We start from the raw sequence: 24,268 nt of genomic DNA on the forward strand, positions 1-24,268 counted from the left end.
TCGATTGTGTAAGTCGGCTGTCTGGGACGTCTGTATGGATCGGCGGTAGGGTGATCGCCATGGGACACCGTGAGGATCTGCTCGAAGGCGCCAAGCGCTGCCTGCTGGAGAAGGGATTCCTGCGCACCACGGCGCGCGACATCGTCAAGGAGTCGGGGACCAACCTGGCCTCGATCGGATACCACTACGGTTCCAAGGACGCCCTGCTGGTGCAGGGGTACGTGGCGCTCATCGAGGGCGTGGGGGAGGACTTCGACCCCGGCTGGGGCGCGGGCGGTGACCTGACGGCGCCCGCCGGCTCGCTGGAGCGGTTCCAGGAGGTGTGGGCGAACGTCATCCGGACCGTCCCCGCGTCACGCGGGATCTGGCTGCTCACCTTCGAACTGCTCCTCCAGGGCGACCGGCTCCCGGAGGTGCGCAAGCTGCTGGCGGAGGCGCAGGTGGAGGGCCGCAAGGGCATCGTGTCCCTGTTCAACGGCGTCCCCGAGGACCGGCTGGACGAGGAGACCGTCGACACCGAGGGCCGCTTCTACCAGACCCTCCTCAACGGGCTGATGGTCCAGTGGCTGTTCGACCCCGGCTCGGCGACGGACGCCGCCCGGCTCACCGAGGGCCTGCGCCGGGTGATCGAGGGGACGGCTCAGGCCTGACGCCCCCTCACGCCGGCGGGGGGAAAGCCCGTGGTGGGCGGACCCCGCCGCGTGGCAGGCGCCGGAGCAGGGCGCCGTGGCACGCAGGCCAAGCGGAGCGCCCGGTCGGGGCCCGGGGGCTACAGTCGCGCCCCCTTCAGGACCATGTGCAGCAGCAGGCGGTCCTCGCCGTCGTCGAGGTCGAGGCCCGTCAGCTGCTCCACCCGGGAGAGGCGGTAGTACAGGGTCTGGCGGTGGATGCCGAGCGCGGCGGCGGTGCGGCCGGCCTGGCCCGCGTGGTCGAGGTAGGTCTCCGCGGTGCGGGCGAGTTCCCGGTGGGCGGGTGCCAGCAGCGGGGCCACGGCGGGGTCCCGGGCGGTCGCCGCGGGCAGTGAGGCCAGCAGCCGGTAGGGACCGATGCGGGACCACTCGGCGACCGGGCCGAGGCGGGGTTCGGCGAGTGCGGCGCGGGCCGCCGCCGAGGCCTCCTGCCAGGAGTCGCCCACCTCGGCGAGACCGGTGCGGACCTCGCCGACGCCGGCCGCGCCGGTGCCCTCCTTCAGCAGCCGCGAGGCCGCCGTCAGCGCCGGCAGGCGCACGTCCGTCGAGCGCAGCCGCACCAGGACCGCCAGGCACTGCCCCGCGGCACCCCACGGCACCGTGCACAGCGCGGTCGTGTGCGGCACTGTCCGGGCCGACGGGGCGTCCTCGGGGTCGGCGGACGGCCAGGGCGCGACGCAGACCACGGTGTGCGGGCCCTCCGCGCGCGGGCCCAGCGCGGTGCGCAGCGCGGCCACCGCCATGTCCTGCTGCCAGCCCCGCTCGGCGGTCAGTACCGCCCGGAACTCGCGGGTGAGGTCGGCACCGTGCTGGACCTCGTCGGCGAGCAGTGCGCCGATCCGGGCCGTCACCTCCATGGCCGCGGCCAACCGGGCGTCCGTGGGGCCCGGGTCGTCGTCCAGCAGCCAGACGTAGCCGAGGACGACACCGCGGTGGCGCACCGGCAGGCAGATCCGCCCCCGGTACACGCCGGCCTCCGGGGTCGGGGGGATGCGGACCGGGCCGGTGGCGCGGGCGATCCCGAAGCCCTCGAACCAGGTGCGGACCGCGGTGGTGGACCGCCGGGTCAGGATCGAGCGGGTGCGGACGGGGTCCAGGGCCGACGGATCGAGGTCGCCCTCGCTGTCGTAGGCCCCGAAGGCGATCAGCTCGAAGTCGCGGTTCTCCAGGGTCGCCGGTGCGCCCAGCAGCTCCGAGATCTCGTCGACCAGTTCCTGGTAGTCACCCCTGTGTTCCGACGTCACCCGGGCATTGTCCCGCATGGCCGCGCCGCCTTCATACATCTGTCTGAGATCCCGGGCACGGATGCGTGACAGCTGTCGATGGCCGACGATCGGAGGGATCCTTAGGTTTCACGGTGGTTCTCCGTGCCGTCCCCCGATCGTCGGGCGGCGGCCGTCTTCCGGCAGTTTGTGGAGGTGCCCCGTGCTGGGTCCCGTGATTCTCGCCGCGTCGCGCAGCGACCGGATGCGTCGCCTGATCTCGGCGGCCCCGGTGACCAGGCAGGTCGTCGACCGCTTCATCCCCGGGGAGACCGTCGGCGACATCGTGCCGATCATCCAGGGCCTGACGGCCAAGGGGCTGGAGCTGACGATGGACGTCGTCGGCGAGGACATCACCACCCCCGCGCAGGCCGCCTCCGCCCGGGACGCCTACCTGGAGCTCATCGGGCGTCTGAAGGAGCTGGAGCTCGGCGAGCGGGTCGAGATGTCCGTGAAGCTGTCGATGTTCGGCCAGGCGCTGGAGGGCGGCCACGAGCTGGCCCTCGGCAACGTCCGCCCGGTCGTCGAGGCCGCCGCCGCCATCGGTACGACGGTCACGCTCGACGCGGAGGACCACACCACCCTCGACTCGATGTTCGCCATCCACGAGGAACTGCGGAAGGACTTCCCGCAGACCGGCTGCGTCATCCAGGCCTATCTCTTCCGCACCGAGGCCGACGCCCGCCGTCTCGCCGCGGACGGCAGCCGCGTGCGGCTGGTGAAGGGCGCCTACAAGGAGCCCGCCGAGGTCGCCTACCAGCAGAAGCACGAGATCGACAAGGCGTACGTCCGCATCCTGCGGATCCTGATGGAGGGCAGCGGGTACCCGATGATCGGCTCGCACGACCCGCGCCTGATCTCCATCACCCAGGAGCTGGCCCGCGCGGCCGGGCGAAAGCTGGACGAGTACGAGTTCCAGATGCTGTACGGCATCCGCAGCGACGAGCACCTGAGGCTGGCCGCCGAGGGCCACCGCATGCGCGTCTACACCGCCTACGGCACCGACTGGTACGGCTACTTCATGCGCCGCCTCGCGGAGAAGCCGGCCAACCTGCGCTTCTTCCTGCGCTCGATGATCAGCAAGGGCTGAGCCCCGCACACGCTCGCAACACCGCTCAAGTCAAGGAGTTACGGAACCCATGGACGCTGTGACCCAGGTCCCCACCCCCGTCAACGAGCCGGTGCACGGCTACGCCCCCGGCTCGCCCGAGCGGGCCCGCCTGGAGGCCAAGCTGAAGGAGCTGGCCGAGAACCCCATCGACCTGCCGTGCACCATCGGCGGTGAGCAGCGGATGGGCGGCGGCGAGGCCTTCCAGGTCGTGCAGCCGCACCACCACAAGTCGGTCCTCGGCACCTACCGCAACGCCACCCGGGCGGACGCCCAGGACGCCGTCGACGCGGCCCTGGCCGCCGCGCCGGCCTGGCGTGCGATGTCCTTCGACGACCGTGCGGCGATCATCCTGCGCGCCGCCGAGCTGCTGGCCGGCCCGTGGCGCGAGACCCTGGCCGCCTCCACCATGCTCGGCCAGTCCAAGACCGCCCAGCAGGCCGAGATCGACACCCCCTGCGAGCTGGTGGACTTCTGGCGCTTCAACGTCGCCTACGCCCGCCGGATCCTGGCCGAGCAGCCGCCGGCCAACTCCCCGGGCGTGTGGAACCGCCTCGACCACCGCCCGCTGGAGGGCTTCGTCTACGCGATCACGCCGTTCAACTTCACGGCCATCGCGGGCAACCTGCCCACCGCCCCGGCGCTCATGGGCAACGTCGTGGTGTGGAAGCCGTCCCCCACGCAGACCCACGCCGCCGTGCTGCTGATGCAGCTGCTGGAGGAGGCCGGGCTGCCCAAGGGCGTCATCAACCTGGTCACCGGTGACGGTCTCGCCGTCTCCGAGGTCGCCCTGAACCACCGCGACCTGGCCGGCATCCACTTCACCGGTTCGACCAGGACCTTCCAGTACCTGTGGAAGACGGTCGGCGCCAACATCGAGAAGTACCGTTCCTACCCGCGCCTGGTCGGCGAGACCGGCGGCAAGGACTTCGTCGTCGCGCACCCGAGCGCGGACCGCGCCGTGCTGAAGACCGCCCTGACCCGCGGCGCCTTCGAGTACCAGGGCCAGAAGTGCTCGGCGACCTCGCGCGCGTACATCCCGGCGTCGATCTGGAACGACGGCTTCAAGGAGGAGTTCGCGGCCGAGGTCGACCGCATCACCATGGGTGACGTGACGGACCTGTCGAACTTCGTCGGCGCCGTCATCGACGAGCGCGCCTTCGCCAAGAACAAGGCCGCCATCGACCGCGCCCACCAGGACCCGGCCTGCACGGTCGTCGCCGGCGGCTCCTACGACGACTCGGTCGGCTACTTCGTCCGCCCGACCGTCATCGAGTGCACCGACCCGGAGAACGAGGTGTTCACCACCGAGTACTTCGGCCCGATCCTCGCCGTGCACGTGTACGACGACGAGAAGTACGACGAGATGCTGACCCAGATGGAGTCCGTCTCCGACTACGCCCTGACCGGTTCGGTCGTCTCGGGCGACCGCGCGGCCGCCGCGTACACGATGGAGAAGCTGCGCTACGCGGCGGGCAACTTCTACATCAACGACAAGTCGACCGGCGCCGTCGTCGGCCAGCAGCCCTTCGGCGGCGGCCGGGCCTCCGGCACCAACGACAAGGCCGGGGCCCCGCAGAACCTGATGCGCTGGACGCTGACCCGCGCCATCAAGGAGACGCTGGTGGCGCCGACCGACTACACCTACCCGCACATGGGCTGACGCCCGCGCGGTACGCCGCGGTGAACGGCCGGGGGCCGGGCCCGCGGGGCGCTCGGAGACGAGCACGCCCCGCCGTGGCCCGGCCCCGTCCGTGCCGGCCGGCTCCCCGTTTCCCCGCGGTGGCGCCGGAGCCCGGTCCGCGGGCCGGGCTCCGGCGCGCGGGGCGTGTACGCGGGGGCCGGACCCGGTGGGCTACTCGGCCACCTCGGTGCGCTCCCACCACTCGTAGACCGCGAGCCGGCCCTCGGACGTGTCCTCGTGCCGGGACGTCGCCCGGAAGTGCTCGTAACCGCCCCTGAAGGGGATCTTCAGTTCCGTTCCCGGAGGGGTGATCGGGACGACCCGCTCGGACAGGTCCTCGGGGCCGCCCTCCAGCAGTGCCTTCGCCGCGTTGGTCATGACCTCACCCGTTCCCGCTGCCGTGCCGTGACGTCCCCCGTCGTTCAGCAGGATCAGCCGCGGGGGCGAGGTGCGCAACCGGGCCTCACCCGGCCGTCGCGTGCCGGCCGAGGAAGTCCCGCATCAGCCCCGCGATCTGCGCCGCGTGCGTCTCCAGGGCGAAGTGCCCGGTGGGCAGCAGGTGCACCTCGGCGGCGGGCAGGTCGCGCCGGAACGCCAGGGCCCCGGCCGGCACGAAGATCTCGTCGTGGGCTCCCCAGACGGCCAGAAGTGGTACCCCGCTGGTGCGGAAGTACTCCTGGAAGGCGGGGTAGAGGGCGAGGTTGGAGCCGTAGTCGGCCATCAGGTCGAGTTGGATCTCCGACTGGCCCGGGCGCGCCAGACGCGCCGCGTCGTGTTCGTAGGAGTCGGGGCTGACCAGCTCCTTCATCTCCTCGGGAACACCGTGCAGGTACTGCCACCTGATTCCTTCGAGGGTGTGGAGCGCGCGCACCGCCGCCTCCGTCCGCGGCGAGCGCTGCTCGATCAGTGCCAGGACCGGTGCCCACGCCTCGGTACCGAGCCCCTCCTCGTAGGCGTTGCCGTTCTGCGTGACGATCGCTGTGACCCGTTCGGGGTGTGCGAGGGCCAGGCGCAGGCCGACGGGGGCGCCGTAGTCCTGGATGTACAGGGCGAACCGCTTCAGGCCGAGCTGCTCGGTGAACTCCTCGGTGACGGCGGCCAGTTCGTCGAAGGTGTAGTCGAAGTCGGCCGTCCCGGGCGCCGCCGAGCGGCCGAAGCCGAGGAGGTCGGGGGCGATCACCCGCAGAGGGCGGGGGTCCGCCGGGGCGGTGCCGGCGGCCCGCGGGGCGTCGACGAGGAGCGGTATCAGGTCGCGGAACATGTGCGAGCTGCTCGGGAAACCGTGCAGGAGCAGCAGTACGGGGCCGTCGGCGGGGCCGGCCTCGCGGTAGTACACCTCGTGGCCGCGGACGACGGTGGTGCGGTGGTGGACCTGCTGGTCGGACATGACCGGACGCCTTTCTAACCATTGAAAACGATGTGAGTGGTTAACCCGGTGCACAGTCGACCAGGCTTCGACCGACCGGTCAAGTGTCTTTAGGTGGTTAGCTCGGGGTGGTGAGGACGAGTTTGCCCCGCAGGTGCCCCGCCTCTCCCAGGGTGTGTGCCTTCGCCGCCTCGGCGAACGGGAGCACCGCCTCCACGTGGATGCGGACACGGCCCTCCGCCAGGAGGGCGGCGATCTTGGCGAGGCGCTCCGTCGACGGCTCCGCCTCGACGACCGCGAAACGCATCCCGCGCGCCTCCACGTCCTCCGGGGCCAGGCCGGGGTCGCCGGGGAGCGCGCAGACCAGCAGGCCGTTCGGCCTGAGGGTGTTGAGCGTGCGCGGGCCGTAGCCGCCGCCGACCAGGTCGAGGGCGACGTCGATGTCGTGGACGGCGGAGGCGAAGTCTTCCACGGTGTAGTCGATCACCTCGTCGGCGCCCAGCTCCCGCAGGAAGTCGTGCCGGTCCGCGCGCGCGGTACCGGTGACATGGGCCCCCTCCGCCTTGGCCAGCTGCACCGCCGCGTGCCCGACGCCGCCCGCCGCGGCGTGCACCAGCACCCGCGTCCCCGGGCCGATCCGCGCGGTCTCGACCAGTGCCTGCCAGGCGGTGAGCATCGCCGTGGGCGCCGCGGCCGCGTGCACATGGTCCAGTCCGGGAGGCTTCACGGCCAGCCGGGCGGCAGGTGCGACCGTGTACGTGGCGCAGGCGCCGCCGTCCACGGTGCCGAACACCTCGTCGCCGGGCCGGAACGCGGTGACACCCGCGCCGGTCTCCTCCACCACTCCGGACACGTCCCGGCCGAGCGTGAACGGCGGCTCACCGTAGCGGGGGGCGGTTCCCGAACGGGCCAGCCAGTCGGCCGGGTTCACCCCGACCGCCCGCACCCGCAGCAGCACCTCCCCGGCCGTGGGCCCCGGGCGCGGGCGGTTCTCGATCTGCAGCACCTCCGGTCCGCCGAACCGGTGCTGGGTGATGACCTGGGTGAGCGCGGGTGCCGTGCCCATGGAGTCTCCCTCCCGCGTGGTCCCGTTTCTCCCATCGTGCGCCCGAGGCGGACGGCCGGCCAGAAGGGCCGCCGCGGACAGGCCGGCCGGATCGGTGGCCCCGCGGAACCGCATCGCAGGCCGCCCGGCTCCCCGCGCCGCCAGGCGGCTCCCCCGGCCCCGGTAGGCATCCGTCCTCTCCGTCCGCCCTGGTCGCCGGCTCCCCGGCGACCAGGGCGGGGCCGGTCGCTCCCGCCTGCTCCTCGCCGTCCGGCGGGTCCGGCCGATCCCGCCGGGCCGCCGGCAGTGCCGGATCGCGGGGTGTGCGCCCGGTCACCGCGGGCGGCGGCGTCGCAGGTCGGCGCGGTGCGGTGGGCTCCGCCGTCTCAGATAGTAGGAAGTCCGAGTAATTGTGGAGACAGGTGCGTCCCGCTCCCTTAGCTTTGTAGGAGCCGAACGCCTCGCTCGACCAAGCGAACGGCGGCTGTGAGCCGGGCCCCAAGCAGGCAACCCCTGCGGCACCGCCGCTCCCCGCCCCTTCCGGTGCCTCGTCACCCCCTTCCCGAGCTACGGGTCTGCCCGAAGGAGTCGATCCCCATGGCCGAGACGACCGTCCGCCGCGTCCGCCACACCTCCCGCACGAGCGAGAGCGACCGCAAGAACGCCGCCGCCGCGCTCCAGCGCGCCCTCGACCGCCGCGACAACGGCGGCGCGACCGGCCACTGAGTCGATCGGGCGGCGCGCCCCCGCCGCCCGCCGCTCCGTCCGCATGGCGGACAGCTTGTGTCATCCCATGGGACGAGGAGTAGGGTGCCGGCATGTCTCGCAGCATCGATCTCGCAGTGATCCCCGGTGACGGCATCGGCCAGGAGGTCGTGGCCGAAGGCCTGAAGGTCCTCTCCGCCGTTCTCCCGCAGGATGTGAAGCTGGAGACCGAGGAGTACGACTTCGGCGCCCGGCGCTACCACGCCACCGGTGAGACCCTCACCGACGCCGACCTCGACGCCCTGAAGCAGCACGACGCGATCCTGCTCGGCGCCATCGGCGACCCGAGCGTCCCGTCCGGCGTTCTGGAGCGCGGCTTCCTGCTCAAGCTCCGCTTCGCCTTCGACCACCACGTCAACCTGCGGCCGTCGAAGCTCCTTCCGGGCGTCACCACGCCGCTCGCCGGCCAGCCCGAGATCGACTTCGTCGTCGTCCGCGAGGGCACCGAGGGCCCCTACACCGGCAACGGCGGCAGCATCCGCACCGGTACCGAGCACGAGGTCGCCACGGAGGTCTCCGTCAACACGGCCTTCGGTGTCGAGCGCGTGGTCCGCGACGCCTTCGCCCGCGCCCAGGCCCGCCCGCGCAAGAAGCTCACGCTGGTCCACAAGAACAACGTGCTGACCTTCGCCGGCCACCTGTGGACGAACATCTTCGCCAAGGTGGCCGAGGAGTACCCCGAGGTCACCACCGAGTACATCCACGTCGACGCCGCCACCATCTACCTGGTCACCCAGCCCGAGCGGTTCGACGTCATCGTCACCGACAACCTCTTCGGCGACATCATCACCGACCTCGCCGCGGCCGTCTCCGGCGGCATCGGCGTCGCGGCCTCCGGCAACATCAACCCCGGCCGCGCCTTCCCGTCCATGTTCGAGCCGGTCCACGGCTCGGCCCCGGACATCGCCGGCCAGGGCACGGCCGACCCCACCGCGACGGTCCTGTCCGTCGCGCTCCTGCTGCGCCACCTCGGCCACGAGACCGAGGCCGCCCGCGTCGAGGACGCCGTCGCCGCCGACCTCGCCGAGCGCGCCGGCAAGCCTGCCCGCAGCACGTCGGAGATCGGCGACGCGCTCGCCGTACGAGTAGCCGGCTGACCCGAGCTGCTCGAAACCCTCGCAGCCGTCGGGTCGCCCACCGCGCCCGGCGGCTTTCCTCTGCCTGCCGCCGGGTGCCACCATCGAATCCTGGGTCGCTTCACCCCGATTCCTTCGGTCGCCACCTTCGCGGGATAATCGAACGCGGAGCCGCGGTATGAGGGAATGCTCGGACGTCCTAGCACCGGCCGCCAGGCCGGTTCCGGGTGTGAGCGCGGCCCGTCACGACAACCGGTGAAGGACAACCACTCATGACGACGCCCACGATCGAGCTCAAGCCCTCCGCCCATCCGCTGCCCGCCGCGGAGCGCGAGGCGATCCTCGCCGACCCCGGGTTCGGCCGCCACTTCACCGATCACATGGTGACGATCAAGTGGACGGAGGGCCGAGGCTGGCACGACGGCCAGCTCGTTCCGTACGCGCCGATCCCCCTCGACCCCGCCACCAACGTCCTGCACTACGCCCAGGAGATCTTCGAGGGGCTCAAGGCCTACCGCCAGCCCGACGGCTCGGTCGCCACCTTCCGCCCCGACCAGAACGCCCTGCGCTTCCAGCGCTCGGCCCACCGGCTGGCCATGCCCGAGCTGCCGGTCGAGACGTTCGTCGAGGCCTGCGACGCGCTGGTCCGCCAGGACCGCGACTGGGTGCCCGCGCACGGCGGCGAGCAGTCCCTCTACCTGCGCCCGTTCATGATCGGCACCGAGGTCGGCCTCGGCGTCAAGCCCGCCAACGAGTACCTGTTCATCGTCATCGCCTCGCCGGCCGGCGCCTACTTCCCCGGCGGGGTCAAGCCGGTGTCGATCTGGGCCTCCCAGGACCGCGTCCGCGCCGTCCCCGGCGGCATGGGCGACGCCAAGACCGGCGGCAACTACGCCGCGTCCCTCCTCGCCCAGGCCGAGGCCGCCGCCCAGGGCTGCGACCAGGTGTGCTACCTCGACGCCGTCGAGCACAAGTGGGTCGAGGAACTCGGCGGCATGAACCTGTACTTCGTGTACGGCGACAGGATCGTCACGCCCACCCTCACCGGCTCCATCCTGGAGGGCGTCACCCGCGACTCGCTGCTCGCCGTCGCCCGCGACCTCGGGTACACGTCCGAGGAGGCCCGCGTCTCCATCGACCAGTGGCGGGAAGACACCGAGAGCGGCGCCCTCACCGAGGTGTTCGCCTGCGGCACCGCCGCCGTCATCACCCCCGTGGGCACCGTCAAGACCGACGGTGCCCAGTGGGCCCAGGGTGACGGCACGCCCGGCCCGGTCACCCTGCGCCTGCGCGAGGCCCTGCTCGGCATCCAGCGCGGTGTCACAGAGGACAAGCACGGCTGGATGCACCGGCTCGGCTGAGCCGTCAGCGCTCCCCGCTCATGCTGAGGGCCGCCTCGGACTCCGTCCCCGAGGCGGCCCTCGGCCGTGCCGCGGCCGGCGTCAGCAGCAGGTACACGGCCCCGCCGACCAGGCCCGACAGCAGGAAGCTGCAGTCCACGCCGCCGGTCAGCCCCAGCAGCGGTCCCTCGTACCGGGGCAGCGACACCGCGAGCAGGCCGACGAGGGCGCCGAGTGCCCAGGCGGCGGCTGCCCGCGTGTTCCATCCGGCCCGGTACCAGTAGATCCCGCCCTGCGAGCGGCGGTTGAAGACCTGGAGGGCGTCGGCGTCGTACACGCCGCGACAGCGGGCGAAGCCGATGAGGGTGATCACCGCCCACGGGGTGCCGATCGCGGTCAGCAGCAGCACGAAGGACGTCATGGCGGACTGGGCGTTCCAGGCGTAGTGGCCGACGAAGACGCACGCCGTGGCGACGACGGCGACCGTGTGGGTGGCGCGGGCGCGGGAGGCGCGCGGCAGGATCGCGTCCAGGTCGAGGCCCATCGAGTACAGCATCAGCCCGGCGTTGCCGACCGAGCCCGCGGAGGCGGCCAGCAGCAGCGGGACCAGGTACCAGGTGGGCGAGCCGACCACCAGCGGACCGGCGTAGTCGAGGACGGCGCCGGAGGCGTACGCGGTGAAGGTGCCGAACAACTGGGGGACCAGCAGGCCGAGGACGAGGCCCAGCCAGGTCGCGTGGAGCACGCGGCGCGAGGCGTGGCGGGCGGGGGAGATGTAGCGGGTGTAGTCGCCGAGCAGGGTGATGAAGGCGATCGGTCCGGACAGCCCCGCCGCCACCGTCGACAGCAGCCACGTCGGCCAGTACCCGCCGAGCAGATAGCCGCCGGCCTCCGGCAGCGCGCCCGTGGTGAAGTGCGGGGCGTAGGCGACCAGCCCCAGCGCCAGCAGCGCCGTCATGCCGATCGCGAGGACGCGGGACATGGCGAGCAGCACCTTGTAGCCGTAGACGGCGCCGGCGACGGTGGCCGCGGCGAGCAGGCCGTAGACGATGCCGTACGACCACCCGTCCGCCCGCAGACCGAAGAGCCTGCCCAGCACGCCCACCATCACGTCGCCGCCGATCCACACCGTCAGGGCGGTGTAGCCGAGCGCCAGGAGCAGGCCGACCACCGAGCCGATCAGCCGCCCCCGCACGCCGAACTGGGCGCCCGAGGACGTGGACAGGTTGGTCGCGGTGCGCAGGGAGATCAGCGCCAGTGGGGCCGTCAGAGCCGTGCCGACGAGCGTGCCCACGACGATCGAGCCGACGCCCGACCAGAAGTCGAGCCCGAACGACGCGGGCAGCCAGCCGAAGACGATGACGCCCAGGCAGAGGTTGGAGCCGAGCAGGATCGAGACGAGATCGCGGGGGCCGCTGGTGCGCTCCTCCTCGGGGATGGTGTCGACTCCGCGCTGTTCTATGGGCATGGCTGGTCTCCTTCGACGCCGCCAGATGGTTAGAGCAGCGTTCAATCTGCTTGCTCGCCAGTTTCTCGTCAAGCTTTCGGTTGCGTGAATCCGATGTTTAGAGTGATGCTCTAATGAGTGGGAAAGCAAGAGGGAAACAGGGAGGTGCCGCGTCGTGAGACTGACCCCCACCGAGCGTGACCGGCTGCTGCTCTTCGGAGCGGCGGAGCTGGCCCGGGCACGCCGGGCCCGAGGGCTGAGGCTCAACGTCCCCGAGGCCACGGCGCTGATCGCCGACACGGTCTGCGAGGCCGCCCGGGACGGCGCCCGGCTCGCCGAGGCGATCGAGCGGGCCCGCTCGGTGCTCGGCCCCGACGACGTGCTGCCGGGCGTCGCCGACGTCGTCACCGAGGTGCACGTCGAGGCCGTCTTCGACGACGGCTCCCGACTCGCCGTCGTCACCGCCCCCCTCGGTGGCGGCCTGGGAGACCGGGCACCGGGCGCGCTGCTGCCCGGACCGATGCACGCCGATCCCGAGCCGGTGACGACGCTGACGGTCACCAACACCGCGGCCGTGCCGGTCTCCGTCACCTCCCACTTCCATTTCTTCGAGGCCAATCCGCGCCTCGACTTCGCCCGCGCCCGGGCCTACGGCATGCGACTGGCCGTCCCTGCCGGCTCCTCGGTCCGCTTCGGGCCCGGCGAGGCGCACGAGGTCGGGCTCGTACCGATCGGCGGCGACCGGGTCGCGATCGGCTTCGCCGGCCTCGTCGACGGGCCGCTGGACGCGCCCGGCGCGCGGCAGGAGGCCCTGCGTCGGGCCGCGGCCTGCGGATACCTCGGAGCCGGCACCGGGGACGTCGCGTCGTCCGGCGCCAGGGTGTCCGACACGTCGGAAGGAGGCGAGTGATGAGCCGCTCGAAGGGACGGGAGATCAGCGAGACGGTCCACGTCGACCCCTACGCCTACGCCGCCGCCCACGGCCCCCGGGCCGGGGACCGGATCCGCCTGGGCGACAGCGGTCTGACGATCGAGGTCGAGTCCGACGCGCAGCTCCACGGCGACGAGTTCCTCGCCGGATTCGGCAAGACCGCACGCGACGGACTCCACCTGAAGGCCGCCGCCGTCCGCGACACCTGCGACGTGGTCGTCAGCAACGTCGTCGTGGTCGACGCCGTGCAGGGCATCCGCAAGGTGTCCATCGGCATCCGAGAGGGCCGGATCTGCGCGATCGGCCGGGCCGGCAACCCCGACACCCTCGACGGGGTGGACGTCGTCGTCGGCACGGGTACCTCCATCGTCTCCGGTGAGGGGCTCATCGCCACCGCCGGGGCCGTCGACACCCATGTGCACCTGCTGTCGCCGCGCATCATGGAGGCCTCCCTCGCCTCCGGCGTCACCACCGTCGTCGGGCAGGAGTTCGGCCCGGTCTGGGGCGTCGGCGTCAACTCGCCCTGGGCCCTGCGGCACGCCTTCGGCGCGTTCGACGCCTGGCCCGTCAACATCGGCTTTCTGGGCCGGGGTTCGTCCTCGCACAGCGCTCCCCTGGTCGAGGCGCTCGCCGAGGGCGGCGCCAGCGGCTTCAAGGTCCACGAGGACATGGGGGCGCACACCCGGGCGCTGGACACCGCGCTGCGGGTCGCCGAGGAGCACGACGTCCAGGTCGCCCTGCACAGCGACGGCCTGAACGAGTGCCTGTCCGTCGAGGACACCCTGAGGGTCCTGGAGGGCCGCACCATCCACGCCTTCCACATCGAGGGCTGCGGCGGCGGGCACGTGCCCAACGTCCTGAAGATGGCCGGCGTGCCCAACGTCATCGGCTCCTCGACCAACCCCACCCTGCCCTTCGGCCGGGACGCCGTCGCCGAGCACTACGGCATGATCGTCTCCGTCCACGACCTGAAGACCGACCTGCCCGGCGACGCCGCCATGGCCCGCGACCGGATCCGCGCCGGGACCATGGGGGCCGAGGACGTGCTGCACGACCTGGGCGCCATCGGCATCACGTCGTCGGACGCGCAGGGCATGGGCCGGGCCGGCGAGACGGTCCGCCGTACCTTCGCCATGGCCGGCAAGATGAAGGCCGAACTGGGCGCCACGGGCGACCACGACAACGAGCGCGTCCTGCGCTACATGGCCAAGCTGACGATCAACCCGGCCATCGCGCACGGCCTGGCCCACGAGGTCGGTTCGATCGAGACCGGCAAACTGGCCGACATCGTCCTGTGGCGCCCGGAGTACTTCGGCGCCAAGCCGCAACTCGTGCTGAAGGCGGGATTCCCGGCGTACGGCGTCGTCGGCGACCCCAACGCCGCCACCGACACCTGCGAACCCCTCGTCCTCGGACCCCAGTTCGGGGCGTACGGGGCCACCCCCGCCGACATCTCCGTCGCCTTCGTCGCCCGGGCCGCGCTCGACCAGGGCCACGACACCATGCCCACCCGGCGCCGCCGCGTCGCCGTCCGCGGCACCCGCGGCATCGGCCCGGCCGACCTGCGCCTGAACTCCCGCACCGGAGCGGTGGACGTCGACCAGCGCACGGGCCTGGTGACGCTGGACGGCGAGCCGCTGCGCTCCGCGCCCGCCGACTCCGTCTCCCTCAACCGCCTGTACTTCCTCTGACCCGCCAAAGGACCCGCTGCATGAGCACCCCTGCCGCCGACGGCTTCCGCATGCCCGCCGAGTGGACCCCCCACGAGCGCACCTGGATGGCGTGGCCCGGCCCCAACCCCACCTTCGACGACCCTGAGGCCCTCGCCGCGTCCCGGGCCGCCTGGGCGTCGGTCGCCCGCGCCGTCCGCCGCTTCGAACCGGTGACCGTGGTGTGCGGGCCGGGCGGGTCGGCGCAGGCCGCCGCGCTCCTCGGCCCCGGCATCGACCTGGTCGAGCGTGAACTGAACGACGCCTGGATGCGGGACATCGGCCCGACCTTCCTCACCGACGCCCGCGGGGAACTGGCCGCCGTCGACTGGACGTTCAACGGCTGGGGCGCCCAGGACTGGGCCCGCTGGGAGCACGACGCGAAGATCGCCGCCTACGTCTCGGACCTCGCCGGCGCGAAGACGTACGCGTCGAAGCTGGTGAACGAGGGCGGCGCGATCCACGTCGACGGCGAGGGCACCGTCCTGCTGACGGAGACGGTCCAGCTCGGCCCCGAACGCAACCCGCACTGGACCCGCGCACAGGTCGAGGCCGAGATCCACGCCCACCTCGGCACCCGCAAGGCGATCTGGCTGCCCCGCGGCCTCACCGGCGACTACCCGCCCCACGGTTTCGGCACCCTCGGCCACGTCGACATCGTCGCCGCCTTCGCCCGCCCCGGCGTGGTCGTCGCCCACCACCAGCCGGACCCGGCCCACCCCGACCACGAGGTGACCCGCGAGGCCATCGGGATCCTGCGCTCCCAGACGGACGCCCGGGGCCGCAGGCTGGAGGTCGTCGAGGTCCCCGCGCCCGCCGTCCTGGAGGCCGACGGCCACTGGGCCGACTACTCCTACATCAACCACTACCTCTGCAACGGCGGCGTGGTCCTGTGCGGCTTCGACGACCCGCGCGACGAGATCGCCGCGGGCATCTTCCGCCGGCTGTTCCCCGCGCGGACGGTGACCCTCGTCGACGCCCGGACGGTGTTCGCGGGCGGAGGCGGCATCCACTGCATCACCCAGCAGCAGCCGAAGGCCCCCCTCGGGTAGAACGTACGGGTGAACGTAACGCTGCACCGCCGGGCCCGCGGTCACCGGCCCACCCGAGCCCCGCACCGTCCGGCCGCACTCCGGGGGCACTCCGGGGGCGACGGGCTCCCGGGTCCGGGCCGCGTCCTGCCCGGCGCGGCGTCCGACGCGGCCCGGGGGGCAGGCGCATGAGCGCCCCCGCCTCCCGCCGCCGCACGCCCGCCCCGCCCCGCGAGGAGGTCCTCGCCGCGGCCATGGACATGATCGCGGAGCGCGGGCTGGAGAAGCTCACCATGGCCGCGCTGGGCCGTCAGGTCCAGATGAGCAGCGGGCACCTGCTGTACTACTTCCACTCCAAGGACGAACTGCTGCTCCAGACCCTGGAGTGGAGCGAGGGAAGGCTCGGCGCCGAGCGCGGAAGGCTGCTGACCCGGCCCGGCACGGCCCGCGAACGCCTCGACGCCTATGTGGACCTGTACGTCCCCGACGGCCACCGCGACCCGCACTGGACACTGTGGCTGGAGGTCTGGAACCGCTCGCAGAACGCCGACGCGGCCGCCCGCGACCGGCAGGCAGCCATCGAGGGCGCCTGGCACCGCGATCTCGTCGCCCTACTGGCGGAGGGGGCGTCCCGAGGGGAGTTCCGCAGGGTCGACCCGGACCGCTTCGCCACCCGGCTGCGAGCGCTGCTCGACGGCTTCTCCATCCACGTCGCGATCGGGCTGCGCGGGACGGACCGGGTGCAGGTCCTCGGTCACGTGAGGGAGTTCCTGGAGCAGGCGCTCCTCACCGGCGCCTGACCGGGTCGCGCCCAGGCGCCGCCCGACAAGGGAACCGCGGCCCGCCGACAGCCCGAGGCGGTCAGCACACTGCTCGCATCCTGAGACGGACGGTGAGCACGGGGGCGGAATGTGCCAGACTGCCCCCGTGCTCTCGTTCGCCACGATTATTGGCAGCAGGCGCGCCGGTCCGCAGTGACCGTCACGTACGACCAGGTACGGGCGGCCACCGTCGTCCTCGACCCGCGCGCAGACCTCTCGCACCCGCGAGGGGTTTTTCTGTTTCCTGGCCCACCTTCAGCCGGGAGGCACGTGCGAGGGAACATGGGGGGACGGTGGAGCCGGTTGTTCCGGTATGACCGAAGATTCACAACAGGAGCCTTGAGACCATGACCGAGACGGCACACAACGAGCTCGACGACTCGTTCCACGTCTTCGACACCACGCTGCGCGACGGCGCCCAGCGGGAGGGCATCAACCTCACCGTCGCCGACAAGCTCGCGATCGCACGGCACCTGGACGACTTCGGCGTGGGCTTCATCGAGGGCGGCTGGCCCGGTGCCAACCCGCGGGACACCGAGTTCTTCGCCCGCGCCCGGCAGGAGATCGACTTTCGTCACGCCCAGCTCGTCGCCTTCGGCGCCACCCGCCGAGCCGGCGCCACGGCGGAGGAGGACCCGCAGGTCAGGGCGCTGCTGGAGTCCGGCGCCCCGGTCATCACCCTGGTCGCCAAGTCCCACGACCGGCATGTGGAGCTGGCGCTGCGGACCACCCTGGACGAGAACCTGGCGATGATCCGGGACACGGTCGCCCACCTGCGGTCGCAGGGGCGCCGGGTCTTCGTCGACTGCGAGCACTTCTTCGACGGCTACCGGGCCGCCCCCGAGTACGCCAAGACCGTGGTGCGCACCGCCGCGCAGGCGGGCGCGGACGTGGTGATCCTCTGCGACACCAACGGCGGCATGCTCCCCGCCCAGATCCACGCGGTCGTCTCCACGGTGCTGGCCGACACCGGCGCCCGACTCGGCATCCACGCCCAGGACGACACCGGATGCGCGGTGGCCAACACGCTCGCTGCGGTGGACGCCGGCGCGACACACGTGCAGTGCACCGCGAACGGGTACGGCGAACGGGTGGGCAACGCCAACCTCTTCCCGGTCGTCGCCGCACTGGAGCTGAAGTACGGCAAGCAGGTGCTCCCCGAGGGGCGGCTGCGCGAGATGACCCGGATCTCGCACGCCATCGCCGAGGTGGTGAACCTGACGCCCTCCACGCACCAGCCGTACGTCGGTGTCTCCGCCTTCGCCCACAAGGCCGGGCTGCACGCCTCCGCCATCAAGGTCGACCCGGACCTGTACCAGCACATCGACCCGGAGCAGGTCGGCAACACCATGCGGATGCTCGTGTCCGACATGGCCGGCCGGGCGTCGGTGGAGCTGAAGGGCAAGGAGCTGGGGGTCGACCTCGGCGGCGACCGTGAGCTGGTGGGCCGGGTCGTGGAGCGGGTGAAGGAGCGCGAGCTCAAGGGGTACACCTACGAGGCGGCCGACGCGTCGTTCGAACTGCTGCTGCGCGCGGAGGTGCACGGCGGCAAGCCGCTGCGGTACTTCGAGGTCGAGTCCTGGCGGGCCATCGTCGAGGACCGGCCCGACGGCAGCCACGCCAACGAGGCCACGGTCAAGCTGTGGGCCAAGGGCGAGCGCATCGTCGCCACCGCGGAGGGCAACGGCCCGGTCCACGCCCTCGACCGCGCCCTGCGTGTGGGTCTGGAGAAGATCTACCCGCCGCTGGCCACGTTCGAGCTGGTCGACTACAAGGTCCGCATCCTGGAGGGCAAGCACGGCACCGAGTCCACGACCCGGGTGCTGATCTCCACGACGGACGGCTCCGGCGAGTGGTCGACGGTCGGCGTCGCCGACAACGTCATCGCCGCCTCCTGGCAGGCGCTGGAGGACGCCTACACCTTCGGCCTGCTGCGGGCGGGTGTGGAGCCCGCGCGCTGACCCGCACGCCGGACCCGCCGCGGCCGGGTGCCGGCCGGCCGCGGCACCGGCGCGGCAGCTCGCGGGGGTCCGCTCGCCCCTCCCGGCCGCACCGCGCCCGGGCCGTCCCGCCCCGCCGTCGGCGGCCGGGGCGAGCGTGGTCGGCTCGGACTTCTCGCGCCCGCCCGCTGCGCCGAGCCGTCCGCGGACGCGGTCGGGGTCGACGCCGCTTCGGCGAGCAGGCGCCGGGGCCGTCCTGCTCGGTGGCCGCGGCGAGCGCGTGGCGGGCGTCCGGTTCCTCACCGCCCCCGACGGCGGCGATGCCCCCGGCCCGGGCGGGCGCCCGGGCCGGGGGCATCGCCGCGCAAGGGGCACCCGGCCCGCGCCGCCCCGCGGGGCTACAGGTCGGGCACCCGCTCGGGCCGCCCGCCGGCCGCTCCCGCCCCGCCGGCGCCGCGCGGCCCCGCCCCGGTCCCGTGGCCTCCGGGCGGAACGGGGTGTCGTCGTGCCGCGCTCCCGCGCGAAGGGGGTGCGTCGGAGACGGGGCGCGGCCCGTCTCCGCCCGGGGCGGGCCGCCGACCGGGGGCGAGCGGCCCGGGGGGTGCCTTTCCGGTCACAGCACCGCGCCGCCGCGGCGCGTCACAGGGCCGAGGAACGCGGCCTCGAAGCCGGGTCGGCGCCCTGGTCGCGTCCGGTGGTGCGGTCCAGCCGCAGCACCCCCGCGTGCCCCGGCCGCTGGCCGGCGCTGGGCGTCGTGGAGCGGGTCAGCTCGTCGATCCCGTCGGCCAGGTAGCCCATCCACGCCCTGCTCTCCTCCTCCAGGATCCGCTGGCCGTCCGCGCGCAGCCGCTCGATCACGCCCAGCAGCGCCGCCTGCTCCTTGTCGCTGGGGGAGTCGGTGATCCTCAGATACGCCTGCGCCCATTCGGCCTGGGCCTTCTTGAGGATCTGCTGGAGTGCCAGCTCGCTGCGGATGTACCGGGTCCAGGACGCGGAGAACCCGAAGATCCGGTCGAAGAGGACGCAGCCGGCGCCGCCCGCCAGGAAGACGAAGCCCCACTCGGGCTGCACGGCCGCAGGCACGGCGGCGTGCACGAGCGGGGTGATCGTCCCGGCGATGCCGAGCAGGGCGGCGAGGGCCCGCAGCGCCCGCGACCACATCGCGGGGCGCTTGCGCTGCTCCAGGTACCAGCCGATCGCCCCGATCACCTCCTGCTCGGCATGCCGGAACAGCTCCAGCAGGAGGTCGGCCCGTGTGCGCGACCGGTCCAGCTCGGCCAGCTCGCTCACCGTCGTGTCGCCGGCTCTGCGCCTGACGAACGTCCCCATCCCCGCCCCCTTCGCTGCGGCCGGTCGGCCGGTCGGCCGACGGCGGTAAGGGCATCGTAGGGGCAGGGCGCGGGGTGGGTCCGCCGGGGTGACATGGCCGATGCGACGTCTTGACGGACCAGCGGGCCGCCAGTTAACTCACGGCGTGAGCTAAGCCATGAGTGAACAACGAGAGTCAAGGGAAGGTCCATGCCGAGAACCGCCCTGCTCGTCTCCACCGCCCTGCTGGCCGCCGCACTCCCGCTGTCCTCGGCGCACGCCGCCGACGCCCCCGCCCCCGTGCCCGTCGACCTTTTCGAGGGCGAGGTCCCCTTCGCCTCCCAGCCCGCCGAAGGCATCTTCACCTGGGGTGCCGACAGCGACGACCCGCCCACCCTCCGGCTCCCCGAGCGCGCCGACGCGCCCGAGGGCGGCCACGTCCTCGCCGGCGACTACGACATCAGCGGCTACGGCGGCTTCACCCACGACTACGCCGCCGACCGGCCCGCCCACGACTGGTCCGCCCACCGGGGCATCCGCCTGTGGTGGGAGGGGCGCGGCGACGGCCGCACCATCTCCTTCGAGATCAAGGACGGCGGTGCCCACGGCGAGGCCTCCGAGCTGTGGACCACGTCCTTCACCGACGACTTCACCGGCTGGAAGCGGATCGAGCTGCCGTTCACGGACTTCGTCTACCGGACCTACCACCAGCCCGTCGGCGGTATCGACCACGTCCTCGGCCTCACCGAGATGTGGGGGTACGCCGTCACGCTCCCCGCGGGCACCGCGGGGCAGTTCGCGATGGACGGCGTGGAGCTCTACGGCAGGGCCGACCCGGCCCTGCGCACCTTCGTCACCACCGACGCCCCCGTCCACTCCGTGCGCGAGGGCGGCACCGCCGCCGTGACGGTCACCGTCGCCACCGCCGGCGCCGCACCCCTCGGCGAGCCCGTGACCGTCGCCTACCGGACCGCCGGCGGCACCGCCGAGGCCGGCCGGGACTACACCCCGGTCGCCGGCACCGTCACCTTCCCGGCCGGCACCCCCTCGGGCACGGCCCGCACCGTCCGGGTCCGCACGCGGAAGGACGCCTCCGCCGAGCCGGCCGAGACGGTGCCGCTGGAGCTACAGGTCACCGGAGCCCGGGCCCCGGCCGAGACCCCGCAGATCGTGATCGACGCCCACGGACTGCCGTACCTCGACAGCGGGCGGCCGGTACGCGAGCGGGTCGCCGATCTGCTGTCCCGCATGTCCCAGGAGGAGAAGGCCGGCCAGATGACGCAGGCCGAGCGCGGCGCGCTCGCCGCCCCCGGGGACATCGGCGCGTACGGCCTGGGTTCGCTGCTCTCCGGCGGCGGCTCGACCCCGACACCCAACACCCCTGCGGCCTGGGCGAAGATGATCGACGCCTACCAGCTGCGGACGCGGACCACCCGCTTCCAGATCCCGCTGATCTACGGTGTCGACGCGGTGCACGGGCACAACAACCTCGTCGGTGCCACGATCATGCCGCACAACATCGGCATCGGGGCGACCCGCGACCCCCGTCTCGCCCAGCGGGCCGCGGCCGTGACGGCCGCAGAGGTGCGCGCCACCGGCATCCCCTGGGACTTCGCCCCCTGCCTCTGCGTCACCCGCGACGAGCGCTGGGGTCGCTCCTACGAGTCCTTCGGCGAGGACCCCGCCCTGGTGGAGTCGATGGAGACGGTCGTCCAGGGCCTCCAGGGGCGCGCGGACGGGCGCGACCTGAGCCGGCCGGACAAGGTCCTCGCCACCGCCAAGCACTTCGCCGGTGACGGCGGCACGGCCTACGGCTCCTCCACTACCGGCACCTACACCATCGACCAGGGCGTCACCCGCGTCACCCGGCAGGAGCTGGAGGCCGTCCACCTGGCCCCCTACGCCACGGCCGTGGAGCGCGGTGTCGGCTCGGTCATGCCGTCGTACTCCTCCCTCGACATCGCCGGCGACGGACGGGGGCCGGTCAAGATGCACGCCCGCGCCGACATGATCGACGGCGTGCTGAAGGGCCGGATGGGCTTCGACGGCTTCGTGATCAGCGACTGGGCGGCCATCGACCAACTGCCCGGCGACTACGCGAGCGACGTCCGCACGTCCGTCAACGCCGGCCTCGACATGATCATGGTGCCCTACGCGTACCGGGACTTCCGCACCACACTCATCGACGAGGTCCGGGCCGGCCGGATCAGCGAGCGGCGCATCGACGACGCGGTCTCCCGCGTCCTCACCCAGAAGTTCCGCCTCGGGCTGTTCGAGCGGCCCTACGCCGACACCCGCGGGGCCGCGGAGATCGGCTCGGCCGCGCACCGCGCGGTGGCCCGGCAGGCCGTCGCCGAGTCGCAGGTGCTGCTGAAGAACGCCGGCGGTCTGCTTCCCCTGAAGCCGTCGCAGAAGGTGTACGTCGCCGGTACCAACGCCGACGACATCGGCAATCAGGCCGGCGGCTGGACCGTCACCTGGCAGGGCTCCTCCGGAGCCGTCACCCCGGGGACGACCGTCCTGCAGGCCATGCGCGGGGCCGGCGGGAACGTGACGTACTCCGCGGACGCCTCCGCGCCCACCGACGGCTACGACGTCGGCGTGGTCGTCGTCGGGGAGGCACCGTACGCGGAGGGCGTCGGCGACGTCGGCAACGGCCACGACCTGGAGCTGTCCGCGGCCGACCGGGCCGCCGTGGACCGGGTGTGCGCGGCGATGAGGTGCGCGGTGCTGATCGTCTCCGGCCGGCCGCAACTCGTCGGCGACCGCCTCGGCACGATCGACGCCCTGGTCGCGTCCTGGCTCCCGGGCACCGAGGGCGACGGCGTCGCCGACGTGCTCTACGGCCGGCGGCCGTTCACCGGACAGCTGCCGGTCACCTGGCCGCGCTCCGAGGCGCAACTGCCGATCAACGTGGGGGACGCCGTCTACGACCCGCAGTTCCCCTACGGCTGGGGCCTGACCACGCTGGCCCGGATCCCGCAGGGCGGCGAACGCACCCTCGCCGCGCTCGGCGCCGCCGCCCGGGCCGCCGAACGGGCCGGCGCCCACCGGGCCGGGCAGACCCTGGTCACCCGGGCCCGGCTGATCGTCCAGCACCGAGCGGGGGACACGATGACGGCCGCGGTGGCCGTGCCGTTCGCCGAGGCCGATCACCTTGTGTCGACCGGACGCTACGGAGCGGCGGTGGCGAGGCTGACGGCGGCCTACCGTTCCGCATGAACCGGTACATTTCCCACCCGCATCACTGACCGGCCCGGAAGGCTTCGGGTAACTTCTATATATGAAGTCCGTCACACGGACCCGAAGCCTCCCGGGACTCCTGCTGGCCCTCGCGCTCGTCGCGCTGGCCGTCCTGGCCGGTCTTCCGCACGCCACGGCGGACTCGGGAAAGCAGCGCGGTGCCGCGCGCGCCGCGGTCGTGGACGCGAGCGTGTCGACCGTCGCCGAGGCCCTGCGCCAAGGGCCCGTCTACGTCGACCCGGCCGCCTCCGGCCAGCTGTCGCCCGCCGACGCCGGCGCCCTGGCCCAGAAGATCAAGGACGCCGACAAGCCGCTGTTCGTCGCGGTGCTGCCGGCGGACTACCCCACCGAGAACCTGTTCACCGACCTGCGCACCGCGACCGGCATCACCGGCCTGTACGCCGTCCGCCTCGGCGACCGCTTCGACGCTCGCGCCGACTCCGCGGTCCTGCCGCCCACGGCCGTCCGGAACCTGGTCACGAGCGTCCGGAGCGACGGCGACGCCGCGACCCAGCTCGACGACTTCGCCGACCGCGCGCTGGTCAACATGGGCGGCGCGGCGCCCGCCGGCTGGGGTTCCTCCGGCAGCGGTGGCGGGGCCTCCACCACCGCGCTGGTCACCGCCGGCGCCGTGGTCCTCGCGGGCGGAGCGGGCGCGTACGCGCTGGTCCGCCGCAGCCGGCGCCGTCGCGCCGAGGAGCAGCGGGCCGCGCTGGAGAAGCTGCGGGTCGTCGTGGACGAGGACATCACCGCCTTCGGCGAGGAGCTCGACCGCCTGGACTTCCACCCCGCGGAGGCGGGCGCCGACGACGCGATGCGCGCGGACTACGAACGGTCTCTCGACGCCTACGAGGAGGCCAAGTCGCTGATGGGTGCCGCCACCCGGCCTGAGGACGTCCGCGGGGTCACCGAGGCGCTGGAGGACGGCCGCTTCTCCCTCGTCCAGCTGGCCGCCCGCCGCGAGGGCAGCCCCCTGCCCGAACGCCGCCCGCCCTGCTTCTTCGACCCGCGCCACGGTCCCTCGGTGGCCGACGCCGAGTGGACCCCGCCCGCCGGTTCCCCGCGCGAGGTGCCGGTCTGTGCCGCCGACCGGGTCCGCCTCGCCGACGGCCACGACCCGATGGTCCGCGAGGTCGACACCGACCAGGGCCGCCGCCCCTACTGGGACGCGGGCCCCGCCTACGGACCCTGGGCCGGCGGATACTTCGGCGGCGGCATCCTGCCGGGCCTGCTGATCGGCACGATGCTCGGCAACATGATGGCCGCCCCGGCCTACGGCGCCGACTACGGCGGCGGATACGGCGACTTCGGCGGCGGTTACCAGGGAGGTGACGTCTCGGGCGCCGACTTCGACCCCGGGGACTTCGGCAGCTTCGGCGGCGGCTTCGACGGGGGAGGCGGCTTCGACGGCGGGGGAGGGGACTTCGGAGGCTTCTGAGGCGGCGGACGGTCCGACGTGGACCGGCATGGAGCGACAGCGGACAGGACCTGTCCTACATCGCC

The 24,268-nt window shown here is 73.0% G+C and carries 19 protein-coding genes; 13 read left to right on the top strand and 6 right to left on the bottom strand.

The window, feature by feature from the left end; genetic code table 11:
- Positions 1-59 precede the first annotated feature (59 nt).
- Positions 60-650, top strand: coding sequence for a TetR/AcrR family transcriptional regulator (locus tag JS756_RS19020; protein WP_205384324.1), 591 nt, complete (start codon positions 60-62; stop codon positions 648-650).
- A 119-nt stretch (positions 651-769) separates the two neighbouring features.
- Here JS756_RS19020 and JS756_RS19025 read toward each other — a convergent pair whose 3' ends face one another.
- Positions 770-1,972: a PucR family transcriptional regulator gene (locus tag JS756_RS19025; protein WP_240203991.1), complete on the bottom strand. Its 1,203-nt coding sequence runs from the start codon at positions 1,970-1,972 to the stop codon at positions 770-772.
- A 142-nt stretch (positions 1,973-2,114) separates the two neighbouring features.
- Here JS756_RS19025 and JS756_RS19030 point away from each other — a divergent pair, with 142 nt between their 5' ends.
- Both JS756_RS19030 and pruA read left to right on the top strand, forming a co-directional pair.
- Positions 2,115-3,041, top strand: coding sequence for a proline dehydrogenase family protein (locus JS756_RS19030; RefSeq protein ID WP_205384326.1), 927 nt, complete (start codon positions 2,115-2,117; stop codon positions 3,039-3,041).
- 49 nt (positions 3,042-3,090) lie between these two features.
- Positions 3,091-4,722 carry an L-glutamate gamma-semialdehyde dehydrogenase gene (gene pruA / locus JS756_RS19035; RefSeq protein ID WP_205384327.1) on the top strand — a complete coding sequence of 544 codons (1,632 nt, stop codon included), beginning with the start codon at positions 3,091-3,093 and terminating at the stop codon, positions 4,720-4,722.
- Between the two features lie 192 nt (positions 4,723-4,914).
- On the opposite strand, the gene JS756_RS19040 is transcribed toward pruA, so the two are convergent.
- The 3 genes from JS756_RS19040 to JS756_RS19050 all read right to left on the bottom strand — a co-directional run bounded on the left by JS756_RS19040 (position 4,915) and on the right by JS756_RS19050 (position 7,175).
- Entirely contained in the window at positions 4,915-5,121 is a 207-nt protein-coding gene (locus JS756_RS19040; RefSeq protein ID WP_205384418.1) for a DUF5988 family protein, read from the bottom strand.
- Positions 5,122-5,206: 85 nt separating this feature from the next.
- Entirely contained in the window at positions 5,207-6,130 is a 924-nt protein-coding gene (locus JS756_RS19045; RefSeq protein ID WP_205384328.1) for an alpha/beta fold hydrolase, read from the bottom strand.
- A 97-nt stretch (positions 6,131-6,227) separates the two neighbouring features.
- The gene (locus JS756_RS19050) at positions 6,228-7,175 is read right to left on the bottom strand and encodes an NADP-dependent oxidoreductase (RefSeq protein ID WP_205384329.1); all 948 of its coding nucleotides are present in this window, start codon (positions 7,173-7,175) and stop codon (positions 6,228-6,230) included.
- A 576-nt stretch (positions 7,176-7,751) separates the two neighbouring features.
- Between JS756_RS19050 and JS756_RS37580 the strand changes: the two genes are divergently transcribed.
- The 3 genes from JS756_RS37580 (at position 7,752) to JS756_RS19060 (ending at position 10,356) form a co-directional block, all read left to right on the top strand.
- Entirely contained in the window at positions 7,752-7,880 is a 129-nt protein-coding gene (locus tag JS756_RS37580; RefSeq protein WP_106409672.1) for a hypothetical protein, read from the top strand.
- A 92-nt stretch (positions 7,881-7,972) separates the two neighbouring features.
- Complete coding sequence (locus JS756_RS19055) at positions 7,973-9,016, top strand: 3-isopropylmalate dehydrogenase (RefSeq protein ID WP_205384330.1); 1,044 nt, start codon at positions 7,973-7,975, stop codon at positions 9,014-9,016.
- Positions 9,017-9,267: 251 nt separating this feature from the next.
- Positions 9,268-10,356, top strand: a complete 1,089-nt coding sequence (locus JS756_RS19060) for a branched-chain amino acid aminotransferase (protein ID WP_205384331.1) — start codon at positions 9,268-9,270, stop codon at positions 10,354-10,356.
- A gap of 4 nt (positions 10,357-10,360) precedes the next feature.
- Here JS756_RS19060 and JS756_RS19065 read toward each other — a convergent pair whose 3' ends face one another.
- The gene (locus JS756_RS19065) at positions 10,361-11,803 is read right to left on the bottom strand and encodes a cytosine permease (RefSeq protein WP_205384332.1); all 1,443 of its coding nucleotides are present in this window, start codon (positions 11,801-11,803) and stop codon (positions 10,361-10,363) included.
- A gap of 154 nt (positions 11,804-11,957) precedes the next feature.
- On the opposite strand from JS756_RS19065, the gene ureA reads away from it, so the two are divergent.
- The 5 genes from ureA (at position 11,958) to cimA (ending at position 18,235) form a co-directional block, all read left to right on the top strand.
- Positions 11,958-12,692 carry an urease subunit gamma gene (gene ureA, locus JS756_RS19070; protein ID WP_205384333.1) on the top strand — a complete coding sequence of 245 codons (735 nt, stop codon included), beginning with the start codon at positions 11,958-11,960 and terminating at the stop codon, positions 12,690-12,692.
- The gene (locus tag JS756_RS19075; protein WP_205384334.1) at positions 12,692-14,404 is read left to right on the top strand and encodes an urease subunit alpha; all 1,713 of its coding nucleotides are present in this window, start codon (positions 12,692-12,694) and stop codon (positions 14,402-14,404) included. Before ureA ends, JS756_RS19075 begins: the two co-directional genes overlap by 1 nt.
- 20 nt (positions 14,405-14,424) lie before the next feature.
- Complete coding sequence (locus tag JS756_RS19080; RefSeq protein ID WP_205384335.1) at positions 14,425-15,474, top strand: agmatine deiminase family protein; 1,050 nt, start codon at positions 14,425-14,427, stop codon at positions 15,472-15,474.
- Between the two features lie 167 nt (positions 15,475-15,641).
- Entirely contained in the window at positions 15,642-16,253 is a 612-nt protein-coding gene (locus tag JS756_RS19085) for a TetR/AcrR family transcriptional regulator (RefSeq protein ID WP_205384336.1), read from the top strand.
- A 368-nt stretch (positions 16,254-16,621) separates the two neighbouring features.
- Complete coding sequence (gene cimA / locus JS756_RS19090) at positions 16,622-18,235, top strand: citramalate synthase (protein WP_205384337.1); 1,614 nt, start codon at positions 16,622-16,624, stop codon at positions 18,233-18,235.
- A gap of 618 nt (positions 18,236-18,853) precedes the next feature.
- On the opposite strand, the gene JS756_RS19095 is transcribed toward cimA, so the two are convergent.
- Positions 18,854-19,543, bottom strand: a complete 690-nt coding sequence (locus JS756_RS19095; protein ID WP_205384338.1) for an SLATT domain-containing protein — start codon at positions 19,541-19,543, stop codon at positions 18,854-18,856.
- A 189-nt stretch (positions 19,544-19,732) separates the two neighbouring features.
- On the opposite strand from JS756_RS19095, the gene JS756_RS19100 reads away from it, so the two are divergent.
- Together JS756_RS19100 and JS756_RS19105 are read left to right on the top strand one after the other, a co-directional pair.
- Positions 19,733-22,744: a glycoside hydrolase family 3 protein gene (locus JS756_RS19100; protein WP_205384339.1), complete on the top strand. Its 3,012-nt coding sequence runs from the start codon at positions 19,733-19,735 to the stop codon at positions 22,742-22,744.
- Between the two features lie 61 nt (positions 22,745-22,805).
- Complete coding sequence (locus tag JS756_RS19105) at positions 22,806-24,203, top strand: hypothetical protein (protein ID WP_205384340.1); 1,398 nt, start codon at positions 22,806-22,808, stop codon at positions 24,201-24,203.
- Positions 24,204-24,268 lie beyond the last annotated feature (65 nt).

The sequence above is a fragment of the Streptomyces actuosus genome (assembly GCF_016921115.1).
In the GTDB taxonomy this organism is placed as follows: Bacteria; Actinomycetota; Actinomycetes; order Streptomycetales; family Streptomycetaceae; genus Streptomyces; species Streptomyces actuosus_A.